15 protein-coding genes are annotated in these 15,717 nt (G+C 62.2%); 14 read left to right on the top strand and 1 reads right to left on the bottom strand.

Annotation, left to right across the window (positions count from 1 at the left end; genetic code table 11):
- Window positions 1-116 precede the first annotated feature (116 nt).
- The 12 genes from D6M19_RS17310 to D6M19_RS17370 all read left to right on the top strand — a co-directional run bounded on the left by D6M19_RS17310 (window position 117) and on the right by D6M19_RS17370 (window position 11,346).
- Window positions 117-1,145: an MCE family protein gene (locus D6M19_RS17310; protein ID WP_123026478.1), complete on the top strand. Its 1,029-nt coding sequence runs from the start codon at window positions 117-119 to the stop codon at window positions 1,143-1,145.
- On the top strand, window positions 1,142-2,503 hold the full coding sequence (locus D6M19_RS17315) for an MCE family protein (RefSeq protein ID WP_123026479.1): 1,362 nt from the start codon (window positions 1,142-1,144) through the stop codon (window positions 2,501-2,503). The genes D6M19_RS17310 and D6M19_RS17315 overlap by 4 nt, the downstream gene beginning before the upstream one ends.
- Window positions 2,503-3,846, top strand: a complete 1,344-nt coding sequence (locus D6M19_RS17320) for an MCE family protein (protein ID WP_123026480.1) — start codon at window positions 2,503-2,505, stop codon at window positions 3,844-3,846. Before D6M19_RS17315 ends, D6M19_RS17320 begins: the two co-directional genes overlap by 1 nt.
- Window positions 3,847-3,857: 11 nt before the next feature.
- Window positions 3,858-5,036 (top strand): MCE family protein, encoded by a 1,179-nt coding sequence (locus D6M19_RS17325; protein ID WP_123026607.1) that lies wholly within the window; start codon window positions 3,858-3,860, stop codon window positions 5,034-5,036.
- Window positions 5,037-5,039: 3 nt separating this feature from the next.
- Window positions 5,040-6,497, top strand: a complete 1,458-nt coding sequence (locus D6M19_RS17330; RefSeq protein ID WP_123026481.1) for an MCE family protein — start codon at window positions 5,040-5,042, stop codon at window positions 6,495-6,497.
- A gap of 48 nt (window positions 6,498-6,545) precedes the next feature.
- On the top strand, window positions 6,546-7,157 hold the full coding sequence (locus tag D6M19_RS17335; protein ID WP_164478534.1) for an Rv1363c family protein: 612 nt from the start codon (window positions 6,546-6,548) through the stop codon (window positions 7,155-7,157).
- Window positions 7,154-7,939: a hypothetical protein gene (locus tag D6M19_RS17340; protein ID WP_123026483.1), complete on the top strand. Its 786-nt coding sequence runs from the start codon at window positions 7,154-7,156 to the stop codon at window positions 7,937-7,939. Before D6M19_RS17335 ends, D6M19_RS17340 begins: the two co-directional genes overlap by 4 nt.
- Entirely contained in the window at window positions 7,936-8,175 is a 240-nt protein-coding gene (locus tag D6M19_RS17345; protein ID WP_123026484.1) for a DUF732 domain-containing protein, read from the top strand. Before D6M19_RS17340 ends, D6M19_RS17345 begins: the two co-directional genes overlap by 4 nt.
- 40 nt (window positions 8,176-8,215) lie before the next feature.
- Window positions 8,216-8,731: a CAP domain-containing protein gene (locus D6M19_RS17350; RefSeq protein ID WP_123026485.1), complete on the top strand. Its 516-nt coding sequence runs from the start codon at window positions 8,216-8,218 to the stop codon at window positions 8,729-8,731.
- 283 nt (window positions 8,732-9,014) lie between these two features.
- Window positions 9,015-9,869, top strand: a complete 855-nt coding sequence (locus tag D6M19_RS17360; protein WP_407665359.1) for an esterase family protein — start codon at window positions 9,015-9,017, stop codon at window positions 9,867-9,869.
- A gap of 29 nt (window positions 9,870-9,898) precedes the next feature.
- A complete protein-coding gene (locus D6M19_RS17365; protein WP_123026488.1) occupies window positions 9,899-10,777 on the top strand; it encodes an NAD(P)-dependent oxidoreductase in 879 nt (292 codons plus the stop codon).
- Window positions 10,778-10,860: 83 nt separating this feature from the next.
- On the top strand, window positions 10,861-11,346 hold the full coding sequence (locus D6M19_RS17370) for a flavin reductase family protein (protein WP_123026489.1): 486 nt from the start codon (window positions 10,861-10,863) through the stop codon (window positions 11,344-11,346).
- Between the two features lie 52 nt (window positions 11,347-11,398).
- Here the strand turns inward: D6M19_RS17370 and D6M19_RS17375 are convergent, their stop codons facing one another.
- The gene (locus D6M19_RS17375; RefSeq protein WP_123026490.1) at window positions 11,399-12,631 is read right to left on the bottom strand and encodes a cytochrome P450; all 1,233 of its coding nucleotides are present in this window, start codon (window positions 12,629-12,631) and stop codon (window positions 11,399-11,401) included.
- A gap of 220 nt (window positions 12,632-12,851) precedes the next feature.
- Here D6M19_RS17375 and D6M19_RS17380 point away from each other — a divergent pair, with 220 nt between their 5' ends.
- Together D6M19_RS17380 and D6M19_RS17385 are read left to right on the top strand one after the other, a co-directional pair.
- The gene (locus D6M19_RS17380) at window positions 12,852-13,793 is read left to right on the top strand and encodes an SMP-30/gluconolactonase/LRE family protein (protein ID WP_123026491.1); all 942 of its coding nucleotides are present in this window, start codon (window positions 12,852-12,854) and stop codon (window positions 13,791-13,793) included.
- Window positions 13,794-14,089: 296 nt separating this feature from the next.
- Window positions 14,090-15,709 carry a long-chain fatty acid--CoA ligase gene (locus tag D6M19_RS17385; protein ID WP_268812321.1) on the top strand — a complete coding sequence of 540 codons (1,620 nt, stop codon included), beginning with the start codon at window positions 14,090-14,092 and terminating at the stop codon, window positions 15,707-15,709.
- The last annotated feature ends 8 nt before the right edge of the window (window positions 15,710-15,717 follow it).

Consider the following 15,717-nt stretch of genomic DNA (forward strand, 5'->3'; position numbering starts at 1 on the left):
CCGCCGCCGAGCCAACCCGGAGCCGCACCCCCCGATGCCTCGGCGGCTCCACCGCCGTGACCCGCACACCAACCCACCCATAGTCGACCAGTACTGCAGACAGAAAGGCGATCACGTTGCGCAACAACGCCTTCGGACTCTTTTGGCGCTTTGCGATTTACGCCGGGGTTTGCCTGCTCGGGACGGCGGCGATGTTCGTGATCTTCGGCCAACTGAGGTTCCAAGAGGCGCAAACCTACGACGCCATTTTCAGCAACGTCAGCAACCTGAAGGGTGGAAACTTCGTCCGCATCGCCGGAGTCGAGGTGGGCAAGATCAAGTCGATCAAGATCCAGGATGACGCCACGGCCAGGGTGACGTTCAGCGCCGATGATTCGGTCGTGCTCACCGAGGGCACCAGGGCAGTGATTCGCTACGACGATCTCATCGGCGGGCGATTCCTAGCTCTGGAGGAAGGCGCGGGCGGCACCACCCGGCTAGCGCCAGGTGCGACCATTGCCGTCGACCACACCGCTCCGGCACTGGACCTCGACGCGTTGATCGGAGGCTTCCGCCCTCTTTTTCGTGCCTTGGATCCCGACCAGGTCAACGCGTTGAGCGGCGAACTGATCGCGGCGTTTCAGGGCCAGGGGCCCACCATCGGATCGATCTTGTCTCAGACGGCCGCGTTGACCAGCACCCTGGCAGACCGCGACGAGCTCATCGGCCAGGTGGTTGTCAACCTCAACATTGTGCTGGGGTCCCTGGGTGACAACAGCGACAAGTTCGGCGAGGCCATCGACTCTCTTTCCGAGCTAGTGCACGGGCTGGCGGGTCGCGCGGACGACATCGCCAATTCGGTCGCCTACGCCAACGAGGCAGCGGGCGGGGTCGCCGAACTGCTTGCGCAAGCAAGACCACCTCTGCAGAAGGTTGTCCACGAAACCGACCGGACAGCGGGCAACGTGCTGGCCGATCACGATTACTTCGACAACCTCATCAAGACCCTTCCCGACGCCTACCGGGTCCTCGGCCGTCAAGGGCTGCAGGGCGACTTCTTCAACTTCTACCTGTGCGACATCATCCTCAAGGTCAACGGCAAAGGGGGACAACCGGTGTACGTCAAGATGGCCGGCCAGGACTCGGGTAGGTGCACTCCGCAATGAAGACGTTCCGCGAACGCAATCCGGTCATCATCGCCGTCGTCGTGATCGCACTGCTCGCCGTGGTCGTCGTCGGAACATTCAATTTCGGCCGTCTACCGTTCATCCACGCAGTCAAGACGTACTCCGCGTATTTCGAGGAATCGGGCGGATTGGACACCGGCGCGCCGGTGCAGGTCTCCGGACTCAAAGCCGGGCAGGTGCAGGAAATCACGCTGGATCCGCAGGGAGTGTTGGTGACGTTCACTGTCGCCGACGACATCCGTTTGGGTACCGATACCGAAGCGGCGATTAAGACGCTCACCGTACTAGGGAACAAGGTCTTGGAGGTCACACCGCGCGGCGCAGGGCACCTAAAGGATACGATCCCAATGGCACGCACCGCTTCGCCGTATCAATTGCCGGATGCCATCGGCGATCTCACCGCCACCATCAGCGGTCTGAACACCGACCAACTGTCGACCGCGCTGCAAACGCTGGCCACGACGCTGCAGGACACCCCGCCGCAGCTGAAAGTTGCCGTGGAGGGTGTGTCTCGGTTCTCGCAGACCCTGAGTCAACGCGATGCCCAGTTGCGCGGTCTGCTGTCGAACGCGCGCAAGGCGACGACAGTGCTGGCCGACCGTACCGACAAGATCGTGCTGCTCATCCGTGACACGGATACGCTGCTTGCTGCTCTGCGGGAGCAAAGTTCGGCGCTTGACCAGATCTCGCAACATGTATCGACGCTGGCTCAGCAGATCAAGGGTCTGATCGGGGAAAACCGCGCGACACTCAAACCTGCGCTGGACAAGCTCAACGGTGTATTGGCCACCCTCGACAATCGCAAGGCTGAACTCCAAAAGGCGTTCAAGGGCTTCAACGACTACGCGCTGTCGTTCGGCGAAGCCATCGGGTCGGGCCCGTTCTTCAAGGCCTACGTTTCCAACCTGCTGCCGGGCCAGTGGCTGCAACCGTTTGTCGACGCGGCGTTCTCGGACCTGGGGGTGGATCCGAACACGCTGTTGCCCTCCCAACGCACCGACCCACAGATCGGTCAGCCCGGCACGCCTGCGCTGCCGATTCCGTACCCGCGGACCGGACAAGCCGGTGAACCCCGAACCACGTTGCCGGACGCTATTACCGGCAACCCCGGCGATCAGGCGTGCGGGCCACCGGGCGTGCCGCTGCCCGGACCCGGGTGCTATCCCTATCGTGACCCCGGACCTGCGCCAGCCCCGGGTGGTCCGCCGCCGGGCCCGCCCGCGCTGCCTGCCGGTCAGTCGGAGCCCGTGCAGCCCGTGCCGACCCCGGTGTTCGTACCGGCCCCCGGTGAACCTGGTCCTGCGCCGATCGAGGTCAGTCCGAGTGGGGGTCAGTGATGAGGCGCGCCAATGTGGTCCGTATCGGTCTGGCGGCGGTACTTGTTGCCGTCCTCGTGGCCGGCGTGCTTGTCGCAGTGCGGGCGATGCGTGACAGCAACCGCGTCCACGTCACCGCCTACTTCGACAACAGCAACGGCCTCTTCGCCGGCGACGATATCTGGATTAGGGGCGTCAAGGTCGGCAAGATCGACACCATCGAGCCGCAGCCGAAGCGGGTGAAAGTCAACTTTTGGTTCGACGGGAAGTACAAAGTCCCGGCCGACGCCAATGCGGTCATTCTTTCGCCAACTTTGGTGACCGCCAGGGTAATTCAGTTGACGCCCGCGTACACCGAGGGTCCTGCGATCGCCGATGACGCGGTGATCCCTCAGGATCGGACCGCGGTGCCGATGGAGTGGGACGACTTCCGCCAGCAGTTGCAGCGACTGACCGAGACGCTGCAACCCACCGAGCCGGGCGGGGTCAGCACCCTGGGCGCGCTCATCAACTCGACCGCCGAGAATCTGCGCGGCCAAGGCAGCAACATCCACGATGCGATCGTCAGACTCTCGGAAACGATTTCGGCTCTCGGGGACCACAGCAATGACACGTTCACCACTGTCAAGAATCTGTCGTTGCTGGTGTCGGGTCTCAAAGACAGCACCGACTTGTTACGCGAACTCAACCAGAACCTGGCCTCGGTGACCGGGCTGCTCGCCAACAACCCGAACGAGGTCGGAAACGCCGTCAGGGATCTCGACGATGTAGTAGGGGAGGTGCAAAGCTTCGTCGCCGACAACAAGGAGACGGTCGGCACGACTTCGGACAAAGCGGCCGCAGTCTCGCAGATCTTGACCGATAACCTTGATCAGATCAAGCAGCTTCTGCATGTCCTGCCGACGGTGTCCGCCAACGGTCAAAACATCTACCAACCCGCGCAGGGAACGCTCAGCGGTGTGGCGGCCGTCAACAATTTCGCCAATCCGCTCACATTCCTTTGTGGAGCCATCCAGGCAGCATCACGCCTGGGCGGCGAGGAGTCTGCCAAACTGTGCGTGCAATATCTTGCACCGATCATCAAGAACCGCCAGTACAACTTCCCACCAATCGGTGAGAACCTGTTTGTCGGCACCACCGCGCGGCCCAATGAGGTGACCTACAGCGAAGACTGGCTACGGCCGGATTACGTTCCACCGCAGCCGAATACGGCGACCGCGTCAGCGGATGGGGCGGTTGGGCCGCCGCCCCCGGGGGGCCCTCTGCCAGCTGAGGCGGCCGATCCGGCAATTCCGGCGGCGCGCTCAACCGATCCGGCTGCCGGATTACCCGGACTGATGGTGCCCCCGGGAGAAGGCTCGTGATGAGGTTCGTGATGAGAACGGTGCGGCGACGGGCCGTGGTGATTTGTCTCGCGGTGTTGTTGGTGTCGGTGTCCGGATGTGGCTGGCGTGGCTTGAATTCGCTGCCCCTGCCCGGCACCGAGGGCAAGGGTTTGGGCGCGTTCACCATTCAGGCGCAAATGCCCGACGTCAACAACATTCAACAGAACTCCCGGGTGCGCGTCGGCGATGTCAACGTCGGGACCGTGACCAAGATCGAACGCCAAGGTTGGCACGCGCTGTTGACGATCAGGCTGAACGGTGACGTGAAGCTGCCCGCCAACAGCACAGTCACCTTGGGTCAGACCAGCCTGCTGGGCTCGCTGCACATCGAGCTGGCACCCCCGACCGATGTCGCGCCCCAGGGGCGTTTGCGGGAGGGCTCGCTGATCCCGTTGACTTCTGGGAGGCAATACCCCTCGACCGAGCAGACCCTCGCGGCGGTATCGCTGGTGCTCAACGGTGGAGGTCTCGGCCAGGTGCAAGACATCACCAGGGCGTTGGCTACCGCGTACGGTGGTCGCACAGACGAATTACGAAGCCTGCTCACACAGCTGGACATCGCTGTCGGCCATATCAACGACCAAACCGGCGATATCATCGCGGCTGCCGACAGCCTCAATAGGCTGGTCGGTCAGTTCGCTGCGCAGAAACCCGTCGTCGACAAAGCGCTCGACACCATCCCGGATGCGCTTGCTGTGGTCAACCGTGAACATGACTCGTTGATCGATGCTGTCGACCAACTCGGCAAGTTCAGTGCATTGACTGCCGACTCGGTGCGCCAGACCAGGGATGCGATTGTCGCAGAACTGAAAGACCTTGGTCCGGTACTGGAATCGCTGGCCAATGCGGGGCGGTCACTGACCCGGTCGTTGAGTCTATTCGCCACCTTTCCCTTCCCGAAGGACACCTTGGCGAAATGGTTCCGCGGTGACTACGCCAACGTGTCGTTGGTGGTGGACATGACGCTGAGTCGACTCGACTCGGCACTGTTCACCGGGACACGCTTCGAATGCAACCTGACCGAACTCGAATTGCAATGGGGCCGCACTGTTGGGCAGCTGCCAAGTCCATGCACCGGTGGCGGCCCACCACGTCCAGGGCACCGCCCCAAACCTTTCGTTCCCGGCAACCCGCTTCTGGCGCCTTACCACTTCGACCAGGGGAACTGACCGATGTATCTCAGCCGTCGAGTCCGGCTTCAACTGGCCATCTTCGCGGTGGTCACGCTCCTCGCCGGCAGTGTGATGGCCATCGGTCTGCTCGGCGTTCCGAACCTTTGGTTCGGAGTCGGGCACTATCGGGTGACAATCGATCTGCCGGAGGCCGCCGGGCTGTACAAGAACGCGAACGTCACCTATCGAGGCACCGAGGTCGGACGCGTCGACGATGTCCATCTCACCGACTCCGGTGTGGCCGTTGCGATGTCGTTGGAGTCCGGTATCGACATTCCGGCTGACCTGAAGGCTGAGGTGCACAGCCAGACCGCTGTGGGCGAACAGTTCGTCGGCTTGATCCCCCAGAGCGCCGATGGTCCGGTGCTTCGCGACGGTGACGTGATTCCCGTCGACCGCGCAGTGGTTCCGCCCAACCTCAACGCGCTGCTGTCGGCGGCCAACACCGGCTTGCTGGCCATTCCGCACGACAACCTGCAGACCGTTATCGACGAGGCGTACACCGGTGTCGGTGGGCTGGGTCCCGAAATCTCGCGCTTGGTCAAGGGGACAACAACGTTGACCGCTGATGCGCGCAAGAATCTGGACGCGCTGACCAATGTCGTCGACAACTCCAAGCCCATCCTGGACTCCCAGATCGACACCTCGGACTCGATTCAAGCGTGGGCAGCCAACCTGGACCAGATCAGCGGTGAACTCAGGGATCAGGATCCCGCTGTCCGGGGTGTGCTCCAGAAGGGACCGGGCGCCACCGACGAGGTGCGTGCGCTGCTGGACCGCGTACAACCGACGCTGCCTGTGCTGCTGGCCAACCTGGTGAGTATCGGGCAGGTCGCCCTCACCTATCACGCGAATATTGAACAGGTGCTCGTGCTAACCCCTGCGCAGGTAGCTGGCCTCCAGGGAGCGAATATGGCCAACCGCGATACCAAGGGGCCGTATCCGGGCACGTATCTGTCGTTCAACCTGAACGTGAACGCGCCGCCACCGTGCACCACCGGCTTTTTGCCCGCCAACCAGATTCGCTCACCCAGCGAAGTCGATTACCCCGACCGCCCAGCGGGCGACCTGTATTGCCGGGTGCCGCAGGACTCGCAGCTCAATGTCAGGGGCGCGCGAAATCTGCCTTGTGAGACTCGGCCCGGTAAGCGAGCGCCGACGGTCAAGATGTGTGAGAGCGATGAGCAATACGTTCCGCTCAACGACGGCTACAACTGGAAGGGCGACCCGAACGCCACGTTGTCGGGACAGCCCGTCCCGCAGCTGCCGCCGGGAGAGGCACCCGCTCCCGCGGCGCCTGCGGCGCCTCCACCCCCGCTTGCCGTAGCGAACTATGACCCGGCGACGGGCAGCTACATCGGCCCCGATGGGCGCCAGTACACCCAGTCCGACCTCGCCGCCGGCGCCGCCGAGGACAAGAACTGGCAGGACATGCTGATGCCGCCGAAAGGAAACTGATCTGTGAGCGTGCATACCGCGCAAAGTGACACATCACCCGGTGACACGTTGTCTGACACTGCAATCGATGACGACGTCGCCGACGAGACACTCGAACCGAAAGCGGACACGGCCGAGGCCACCAGCGACACCGACGTCGTTGGCGGTCAACGCCGGCACCGCGGCTCTCGACAGCAGATGTCATCGCGCAGATTGATGCTCGTGGTCGGGTCGCTGATGATCGCGGCCTTGACGGGACTGACGGCGTGGTTGGGATGGAACGTCCATCAGCAACGGCTGATAGCTGACCAACGCGCGGAGTTCCTCCAAGCCGCTCGCCAGGGTGCGTTGAATCTGACCACCATCGACTGGCAGCATGCCGAGCCCGACGTGCAACGGATCGTGAACTCCGCCACCGGGACGTTCTACGACGAATTCTCCAAGCGTTCTCAGCCGTTCATCGACGTCGTCAAGCAATCGCAGACGAAATCGGAGGGCACCATCATCGCCGCGGGACTGGAGTCGGAGTCCGACAGCGACGCGCAGGTCCTGGTGGCGATGAACGTCAAGATCCTTGATGCCGCGGCAGCTGACCAGCCGCTGCGGTCATGGCGGATGCGCATCTCGGTGCACAAGGTGGACGATCAAGTGAAGGTGTCGAACGTGGAGTTTGTGCCATGAGCGCTTCGACGGACTCGGCCAGCGCGGAACTGCCGTACCTCCAGCCAGGGGAGGTTGACGACGAGAAGGCCGATATGCCGGTCGCTGCGGTCACACGAAAGAAGAAGCGAGCGTGGTGGCCTCGGCGACCGCGGCGCAGCGACGGCCCCGTCGAGACAGTGGTTGATGCCTCGGATGACGCAAGCTCGACGGTGGCAGACCCCGATACCGAGAGACCAGCTGTTCACGCAGCGATAGACGACGTGACAACCGGTGAGGCGAGAGGCACCGAATCTGAAAAGCCCACGGGGCGCCGGACATCCATCGCGCAATTGGCGATTTTCGGTGGCATACCCCTTGTGGTTGTGATGTTGGCGCTGGGCGCCGGGTATCTGAAATTCGTGAGCGCCTCGGCGCGGGGCGCCGAAGTCGCGGTCGTCGAATCAGTGCAGGCGGCCAAGGACGGCGCAGTCGCGATGCTGTCTTACACCCCCGACACGGCCGACAAGAGCCTATCGGCGGCCCGCGAGCGAATGACGGGGCCGTTCCGGGATTCGTATGCCTCTCTCATCAAGGACGTGGTCATTCCCGGCGCCCAGCAGAAGAAGGTGACGGCTGTTGCCACGGTGGCGGCTGCCGCGTCCGTCTCGGCCACTACCCCCACCCACGCAGTGGTCCTGTTGTACGTCAACCAAGCCATCACGATGGCAGACGGTGCACCGACACAGACGAACTCGATCGTCGAGGTGACATTGGATAAGTCCGCAGATACCTGGCTGATATCCGGTTTCGATCCAAAATGACCATCCGCCGCAGCGTTTCAGTCGCCTTCGTCGCTGCGTGCTCGGGTGACAAATTGCGCTCAGGTCGCGGCTACGGTCAGCTCATCGGCGACCTCAAGAGCGACTTGAACACCGACGACGAGTATCAAGCGTCGTACCTCATCGCCCAAACTGCCAATGAGCTGTGCCCCGCAATGATTTGGCAACTGCGCAACTTTGCGGCCGGCTACCGGCCCGCACCGCCTTCGCACGGGTGACCAACACGTCCGCACGACCGAATCCGATGGGAGCCAAGCGATGAACGCACAATCACACCGAACGGCGCCGTCGCGGCATTCTGCGGCGGTGGTCGGCTTGGCGGTCATTCTGACTGCCGCTGCGGTTCTCGATGCTGCGCCTGCGCGAGCTGACAACAAACGCCTCAACGCTGGTGTGGTGTCCAACGTCTACACCCTGCAGCGGCAGGCCGGATGTACCGGGGACCTCACCGTCAGCCCGCAGCTACGACTGGCCGCAGAATGGCACACCGACGACGTTCTGAACAACCGTTCATTAGACGGCGACATCGGCACTGACGGCACCAGCCCCCAGGACCGCGCCCGCGCCGCAGGATACCCAGGGCGGGTCGCTGAGACAGTCGCGATCAATCCCGCGTTGGCGATTAGCGGAATTGAGCTGATCAACCAGTGGTACTACAACCCCGACTATCTGGCGATCATGCGCAACTGTGCCTACACCCAAATCGGGGTGTGGTCAGAAAACACCCTGGACCGAACCGTTGTGGTCGCGGTCTACGGATCTAAGGAAGCGTGAGCCTATGGACCCCAACCCAGACTATGACCTCAGTGATGAACTCGAGTACGGCATGAATTGGTTCGCCTGGATTCTGCGTGGTGTCTACCCGCCGCCGGCTTACCCTCCGGTTTAAGGCGCTGGGCCCATGACCAATGATTCTCATCCCAGGCTGCTGACCCCAATGCCTTTGTCCCGCAGCCAGTTCAGCTCAGAACGCGCTGGTTGCGATCACGACGTGCGGCGAAGGCGAGGGTCTTCGTTCCATCGCGGTCGTCTCGCCGTTGCGATCCTGCGCCTGTCACTGCTGATCCTTCTGCTGGTAAGCCTGTGGACGGCCGCGCGGGCCAACGCGCAACCCTCGGTGGAGTACCTGATGGTGCCATCCGCGGCGATGGGTCGCGACATCCCTGTCGCCTTCCAGGGCGGCGGCCCGCACGCGGTGATCTTGCTCGACGCCTTCGATGCAGCGCCGGATGTCAGCAACTGGGTATCTGCGGGCAATGCGATGAATGCCCTTGCCGGCAAGGGCATCTCAGTGGCTGCGCCGGCGGGCGGTGCATGGAGTCTGTACACAGATTGGGAGCAGGACGGCAGTCGTCAATGGGAGACTTTCCTCTCCCAAGAGCTGCCCGACTGGCTGGCCGCCAACAAGGGCTTGGCGCCTGGCGGTCATGCCATTGTCGGCGCAGCGCAGGGAGGCACTGGGGCGCTGATGTTGGCCGAATTCCATCCCGACCGGTACCGCTACGCGGGATCGCTGTCGGGATTCTTGACACCATCAAACACCACGCTCAACGGTGCGATCACCGCGGGCCTTGCGCAGTTCGGGGGAGTGGACACCCGCAACATGTGGGGAGCTGCCCAGCTAGGCCGCTGGAAGTGGCACGACCCCTCTGTCCACGCGCACTTGCTGGTGGACAACGGCACACGATTGTGGATCTTCAGCCCGGGCACTCTGACGTGTAGTAACCCCGCCGCGATGATCGGGTACTGCGATCAGGCCCAAGGTAGCAACAGGACGTTCTATGCCCAGTATCGCGCCGTGGGCGGCCACAACGGTCATTTCGACATCCCGGTTGGTGGCCAACATGACTGGAGTGATTGGGGCCCTCAGCTTGCGTCCATGTCGGCTGACCTGGCGGCCACGATCAGATAGTCGCATCACGCAGCAGTTAGGAGTGGACGTTGACCACACTCGCCGTTGGCTTCATTGGGGGTGGCCCTCTGGGTCCGGCGTTGTCACGCGGCTTGATTGACGGTGGATTTGATCTGATCGCGTTCGACGGGGACCGCTCAGCGAAGCTCACCAGCGAGATGGGCGACGCGCACTGGTGCGCTTGCGCGCGTGACGTGGCGGAATCAGCCGATGTGGTCGTTACATCGACATCTGGCAGCGATTTCCGCGAGGTGTTCCAGGCCGCAGACGGGATCCTGCGAGCGAAGAGGTTGCCGCCGGTCATCGAGACCACAGCCATGCCCCTTTCGATGAAGCAGGTCGTCCGGAAGGACTTCGCGGAGAGGGGATCTCAGTTTCTCGACGCCGCGGTCGATGGCACGCCGTCCATGGTGGCTGCCAGGACGGCGATGATCTATGTCAGCGGCGACCGTGATACGTACCTGCAATATCAATCAGTACTGAAGGCGATGTGCCCCCAGTTGAACTACGTCGGCACTGCCCTGAATGGGTCGAAGGTAAGGTTGGTCGGGCAGTTGCTTGCAACGATTCAGACCACGGCCGCCATCGAGGCCATGTTGTATGCCAAGCGGTCGGGCCTCAGCGTCGAAGACGTCATCGCCCTCATTTCGAATCGGCACAGCGCCGTACGTGGGCTGTTCGGGGATCGCGCGGCCTCGGCCCCTGCCGGTTCTGCCGGGCCAGAATCCGCGACCGTGGATGCGACGTTGAGAGATGCCGACGAGATCATCTCCTACGCAACGGAAATCGGTGCGCCGGTAGAGTTGACCAGTGCTGCTGCTGAGTATTACCAACGGCTCAGCGCCGCGGGATGGGGCGGCGCGGATCCGACCGCCCTCTTCACCGAATTGATCGGTACCGAGGAGTGAACGTGTTCGACATGGTGCCGAATCAGCAGCGCACGCGCTAAAACTCGCGTCGTCACCCACTCAATCTGTGAAGGTAGAACGAATTGGCAACCAGCGATCTGACTCCAGCCACGCTGCGGGCAGCGTTCGGGCATTTCCCCTCTGGTGTCGTCGCGGTCGCCGCGGAGGTAGACGGCACCCTGGTGGGCCTGACGGCCAGCACGTTCGTGCCCGTCTCGCTTGACCCGCCGCTGGTGTCGTTCTGCGTTCAAAACACCTCACAAACATGGCCGAAGCTGAAGGACCTGCCATCCCTGGGGATCAGCCTGCTCGGAGAAGCCCATCATGAGGCTGCCCGCACGCTGGCCGCCAAGACCGGCGACAGATTCGCCGATGTTGAGACTGTCTCGCGGGAATCTGGAGCGGTATTCGTGGTAGGCACATGTGTCTGGCTCGAGACCTCGATCGAACAGCTAGTGGCTGCGGGCGACCACACGATCGTGATTCTGCGGATCAGGGACATCACCGTCCACGACGAGGTACCACCGATCGTCTTCCACCGCAGCAGATTCCGTCACCTAAGCGCCTAACCACAGACCATCGCCGATTTGTCACCCACGGGTCGATGCAGAACTGTTTGGCTCACCAAACGGCGAGAACTTGCTCGGGGCTACGGAAGAAGTAGCTGGCAGCGTAGGTTGGCTGGTAATCGGAGGCCAGCTGAAGCTGAGGCAGGCGGCTGCGCAACACTTGCAGTGCAACGAATACTTCCTGGCGAGCCATCGGGGCACCGGGGCATCGATGGATTCCATCGCCGAACGCCAGATGGTCTCGCACGTTTTCGCGGTTGATGTCGAAGAGGTCGGGATCCGGGAAATGTTGCTCATCACGATTGCCCGACCCGAAGAGCAGCAGAAGGCGCGCTCCCTTCGGCAACTGCTCGCCACCGAGTGTCACCGCACGTGTGGTCACGCGCATGAGACCGCGGTGCGGCGCCTCCGCTCGAAGGGTTTCTTCGATCACGTGCCTGAGCGTGCGGTCGTCGTCCACGGAGGCATCCCACAGCGCCCGGTGTTCCATCAGCTTCAGTACCGCACTAGCAATGGTGTCTCGCGTCGTGTCGAAACCGGCGCTGAGACTGCCACGCAGCAGGTACAGCGCATCCTCGAAACGAAGCGGAGGTAAACCGTGACCGCCATTGATCAGATATGACGCGAGATCATCACGAGGTTCTGCCGCGCGGGAACGCAAGAGCTCGCTCAAGTACTCCTCGTACGGCCGGTAGTGCTTGGCCGCTTCAACCTTTATCTCCACCGGCAGAAGGGGATTCATCACCTTCATGAATTCCTCATTCCACTGATGGACTGAAGCGATATCATCGTCAGGTATTCCGGCCGCCCAGCTCAGTACATGACGTACAAAGGGGGCGGCATATTGCGCCACGACGTCCGCCCGTCCGGCCTCAATGAAGCTGTCAATAAGTCGGTTGGCTTCACGGAGCATCGCGGGCTTCAGCTCGCGGACTCGGCGCCCCGTAAAAGCAGGATTGAAGACCCGCCGCATCGGCGCGTGCACAGGCTCATCGGCATTGATCATGCTGTTGGCTTCAGGAATACAGCCCTGCAGAACCTCCAGCACCTCAGCAGGATTTGCCCACACGCTCGGTAGCGCAGGCGCCGATGAGTACGTGACGGGATCTGACACTATCGCCTTGAGGTCGGCATACCGGGTTACCAGCCACGCCTGCAGCGACTGGCTGTATGCCACCGGTCGCTCTCGCCTGGCCCAGTCGTAGAAAAGATGCGGGTCCTGTCGATGCGGTTCGACCATCGGGTTGAACTCATGATGCAATTCGCCCACCGAATCCAAAGTCATACCAGCCCTCTCTCCATCCCGGCGGCACTGACGCCATCACCGCTACTCACTTACGATCGTGCGGGTATGCCTTCGCCGACACATCGGTAGAAACGCGGCAGTGACTACTTACGCGCCATCGTGCACTCGCTCTGCGAAGGGCTCGACACGTCTGCCGGGTTATCACGCTGGAAACTCGACCTATGCACCGTCGGCTGGCCGCATCCGGTTATGGACCGATATGAGACAGCAACCCGACGACGACCGGGCATACGCTCGCCGCGTGACACGCACTCCAGAGGCATTGGATCGGACATTCGCCGTCGTCGTCGAAGGCTATTCGTATCTGGAGAGCCCACGGTGGCACGGCGGTCGACTCTGGTTTTCAGATTTCTATACCCACCGGGTGGTCTCGACCGATGAAAACGGCGCCGACAGTCGTGTCGAGGCGTGGGTGCCCCATCAACCGTCGGGGCTCGGCTGGCTGCCCGACGGACGACTGCTAATCGTGTCGATGCGTGATCACACCCTGCTTCGCCGAGAATCGGACGGCGAACTGGTCGTCCACGCTGATCTGAGTAGTCTGGCCGCCGGTCCGCTCAACGATCTTGTCGTAGATGACCGCGGGCGGGCCTACGTCGGGAACTTCGGATTCGATCTCATGGGTGGGGCAGAGATGGCTGGTGCGCCGCTAATCTGCGTTGACATGGACGGTGGCGCGTCAGTCGTCAGCGAGCCCCTGCACTTTCCAAACGGTGCCGTGATCGCCGACGGCACTTTGTTTGTCGGCGAGACTTTTGGCAATCGCATCAGCGCGTTTGACATTCACGACAACGGGTCGCTGTCGGAACGCCGCGACTGGGCCAAGTTCGGCCCGTTGCCCGACACCGCCGACGTGACATCTGCGTTAAGCGCGCTCGCCCTGGGTCCGGACGGGATGTGCCGGGACAGCGAAGGCGCGGTGTGGGTGGCAGATGCCCTGTGCCAGCGTGCGGTCCGTGTCGTCGAAAGCGGTGAGATATCCCATGCTATCCACCCTGGCACAGGCGTTTTCGCTGTCGCCCTGGGAGGTAGCGACGGTAGAACGCTATTCATTTGTACCGCACCGTCGTTTGCCGAGCACGAACGACGCAACACCCGTGAATCACAGATCATCACTACGCGGGTGGACATTGCCGCGTGAGGGGCAACGCGATCGGCTGAACGCGACCGCGATTGGTTTCTCAATCGCTGCCGTGCTGTCACGTGGCCTTGAGCCCGCGCCGCAGATCCGCGATCGGCCCGGCGGGTACCGGCAGGCTGGGTCGCCCGGCGATGCCTACAGCCCAAATACATTGTCAGAGTCCTGTTCTCGGACAGCTGGCAGCCTAGGCGCCCTTCTAGTCTCGACACGGTTTCCTTAGATGTCTGATATCACAACACCGGAGGCTCACCGTAGTGGACCGAGATCACGTCACCGAACATCAGATGTACGGAATGATGCAAGACCGCCCACTGACCATTTCGATGCTGTGGCGTCGACTGGAGAAGCAGTTCGGGCATAAGCGGGTCGTCACCGGTCTGGTGGACGGGGAAAGTGAGCTGACATGGTCGGACGTGTCGATCAGGGCACGAAAGTTGGCCTCAGCCTTCGAGTATCTGGGCGTGCCCACTGGCGCATGCGTGGCCACCTTCGCATGGAACAGTCACCGCCACGTGGAGTTGTACCTGGCTGCGCCGAGCACCGGACGAATACTGCACACGGTCAACCACCGATCGTTCCGCGAGCAAATCACCTACATGGTCAACACCGCCAAGGACGACGTCGTGTTCGTCGATCGCTCCTTGCTGCCGACGATTTGGCCGATGGCGGACACGTTCACGACAGTTCGTCACTTCGTCGTCATGGACGACGGGGCAGATACGCCGATTCCGGCCGACCCACGCGTGATCGATTACGAAGACCTACTCGCGAAGTCCGTCCCTGTAGAAGCGATTCCCACGGTCCACAACGAAAACAGTGCAGCAACATTGTGTTTCACGTCTGGCACCACGGGCGACCCGAAAGGGGTCCTCTACAGTCATCATTCGGTCGTATTACATGCGCTGCTGCTGCTCACAGCGGACGTCTTCGGTATCCGCGAGAAAGATGTCGTGATGCCTGTGGTGCCGATGTTTCATGTGAACGCGTGGGGGCTGCCGTATGCCGCGATGCTGGCAGGCGCAGACCTCGTTCTACCCGGGCCAGGGATGCAGCCTGAGCGCATCATCTCCCAATTGCAGCGCCACAAAGTAACATTCTCGGCTGCGGTGGCCACCGTCTGGCGCTCGCTGATTCCGCTGCTTTCTGAGAGCGATCTGTCGGCCCTTCGCATGACGATCTGCGGGGGCGGTCCACTTGACCGAGCTCTGGCAGCCGCGTACGAGGAGATGGCCGATGTAACGCTTACCAACGCGTGGGGAATGACCGAGACGAGTCCGGTAGTCACGGTGGCTCGTACATCGTCAGTCCACTGTCAGTTGGGAACGACTGAACGTCGCGCGGTGCTGGCCACCGCCGGCGTTGCAGCCCCCCTTACCGAAATCCGGATTGTCGACGACGACGCCGCCGAAATCTGTTGGGACGGAGTCACCCCCGGCGAACTTCAGGTGGCCGGGCCGACGATCGCGGCGCGTTACCTGGGCAGGGGGCCCAGCACCGACTCGTTCAGTGCCGACGGTTGGTTGAGAACCGGTGACGTCGCGACGATCGACCGATATGGATACGTCCGAATCGTCGATAGGACAAAGGATCTCATCAAGTCCGGCGGTGAGTGGATCTCGTCGATCGAACTGGAGAATGCGATAATGACGCATCCACACGTTTCGGAGGCCGCCGTCATTGGTAGGCCCGATGCGCGCTGGGGTGAGAGGCCTATCGTCTTCGTCGTGCCTAGCGGCTCCGACCGAGTCGAACTGGATGAGCTTCGTGAGCATCTGGTTTCACAGGTGGCCTCGTGGTGGGTTCCTGATGAAGTCGTCGTCGTCGATTCCATCGCCAAAACTGCGACGGGCAAGTTCGCGAAACAACAGCTACGCAATGAGTACCACGTGATCTCCGAGAAGCGCGGAAGATCCTGAACAAAGGT

It is taken from the genome of Mycolicibacterium stellerae (genome assembly GCF_003719305.1).
GTDB lineage: Bacteria > Actinomycetota > Actinomycetes > Mycobacteriales > Mycobacteriaceae > Mycobacterium > Mycobacterium stellerae.

What these genes read in the sequence shown, in the direction of transcription:
- D6M19_RS17315 (WP_123026479.1), top strand. Translation starts at nt 1,142, where the DNA reads ATGAAGACGTTCCGCGAACGCAATCCGGTCATCATCGCCGTCGTCGTG.
- D6M19_RS17320 (WP_123026480.1), top strand. Translation starts at nt 2,503, where the DNA reads ATGAGGCGCGCCAATGTGGTCCGTATCGGTCTGGCGGCGGTACTTGTT.
- D6M19_RS17325 (WP_123026607.1), top strand. Translation starts at nt 3,858, where the DNA reads ATGAGAACGGTGCGGCGACGGGCCGTGGTGATTTGTCTCGCGGTGTTG.
- D6M19_RS17330 (WP_123026481.1), top strand. Translation starts at nt 5,040, where the DNA reads ATGTATCTCAGCCGTCGAGTCCGGCTTCAACTGGCCATCTTCGCGGTG.
- D6M19_RS17340 (WP_123026483.1), top strand. Translation starts at nt 7,154, where the DNA reads ATGAGCGCTTCGACGGACTCGGCCAGCGCGGAACTGCCGTACCTCCAG.
- D6M19_RS17345 (WP_123026484.1), top strand. Translation starts at nt 7,936, where the DNA reads ATGACCATCCGCCGCAGCGTTTCAGTCGCCTTCGTCGCTGCGTGCTCG.
- D6M19_RS17350 (WP_123026485.1), top strand. Translation starts at nt 8,216, where the DNA reads ATGAACGCACAATCACACCGAACGGCGCCGTCGCGGCATTCTGCGGCG.
- D6M19_RS17375 (WP_123026490.1), bottom strand. Translation starts at nt 12,631, where the DNA reads ATGACTTTGGATTCGGTGGGCGAATTGCATCATGAGTTCAACCCGATG.
- D6M19_RS17380 (WP_123026491.1), top strand. Translation starts at nt 12,852, where the DNA reads ATGAGACAGCAACCCGACGACGACCGGGCATACGCTCGCCGCGTGACA.
- D6M19_RS17385 (WP_268812321.1), top strand. Translation starts at nt 14,090, where the DNA reads ATGCAAGACCGCCCACTGACCATTTCGATGCTGTGGCGTCGACTGGAG.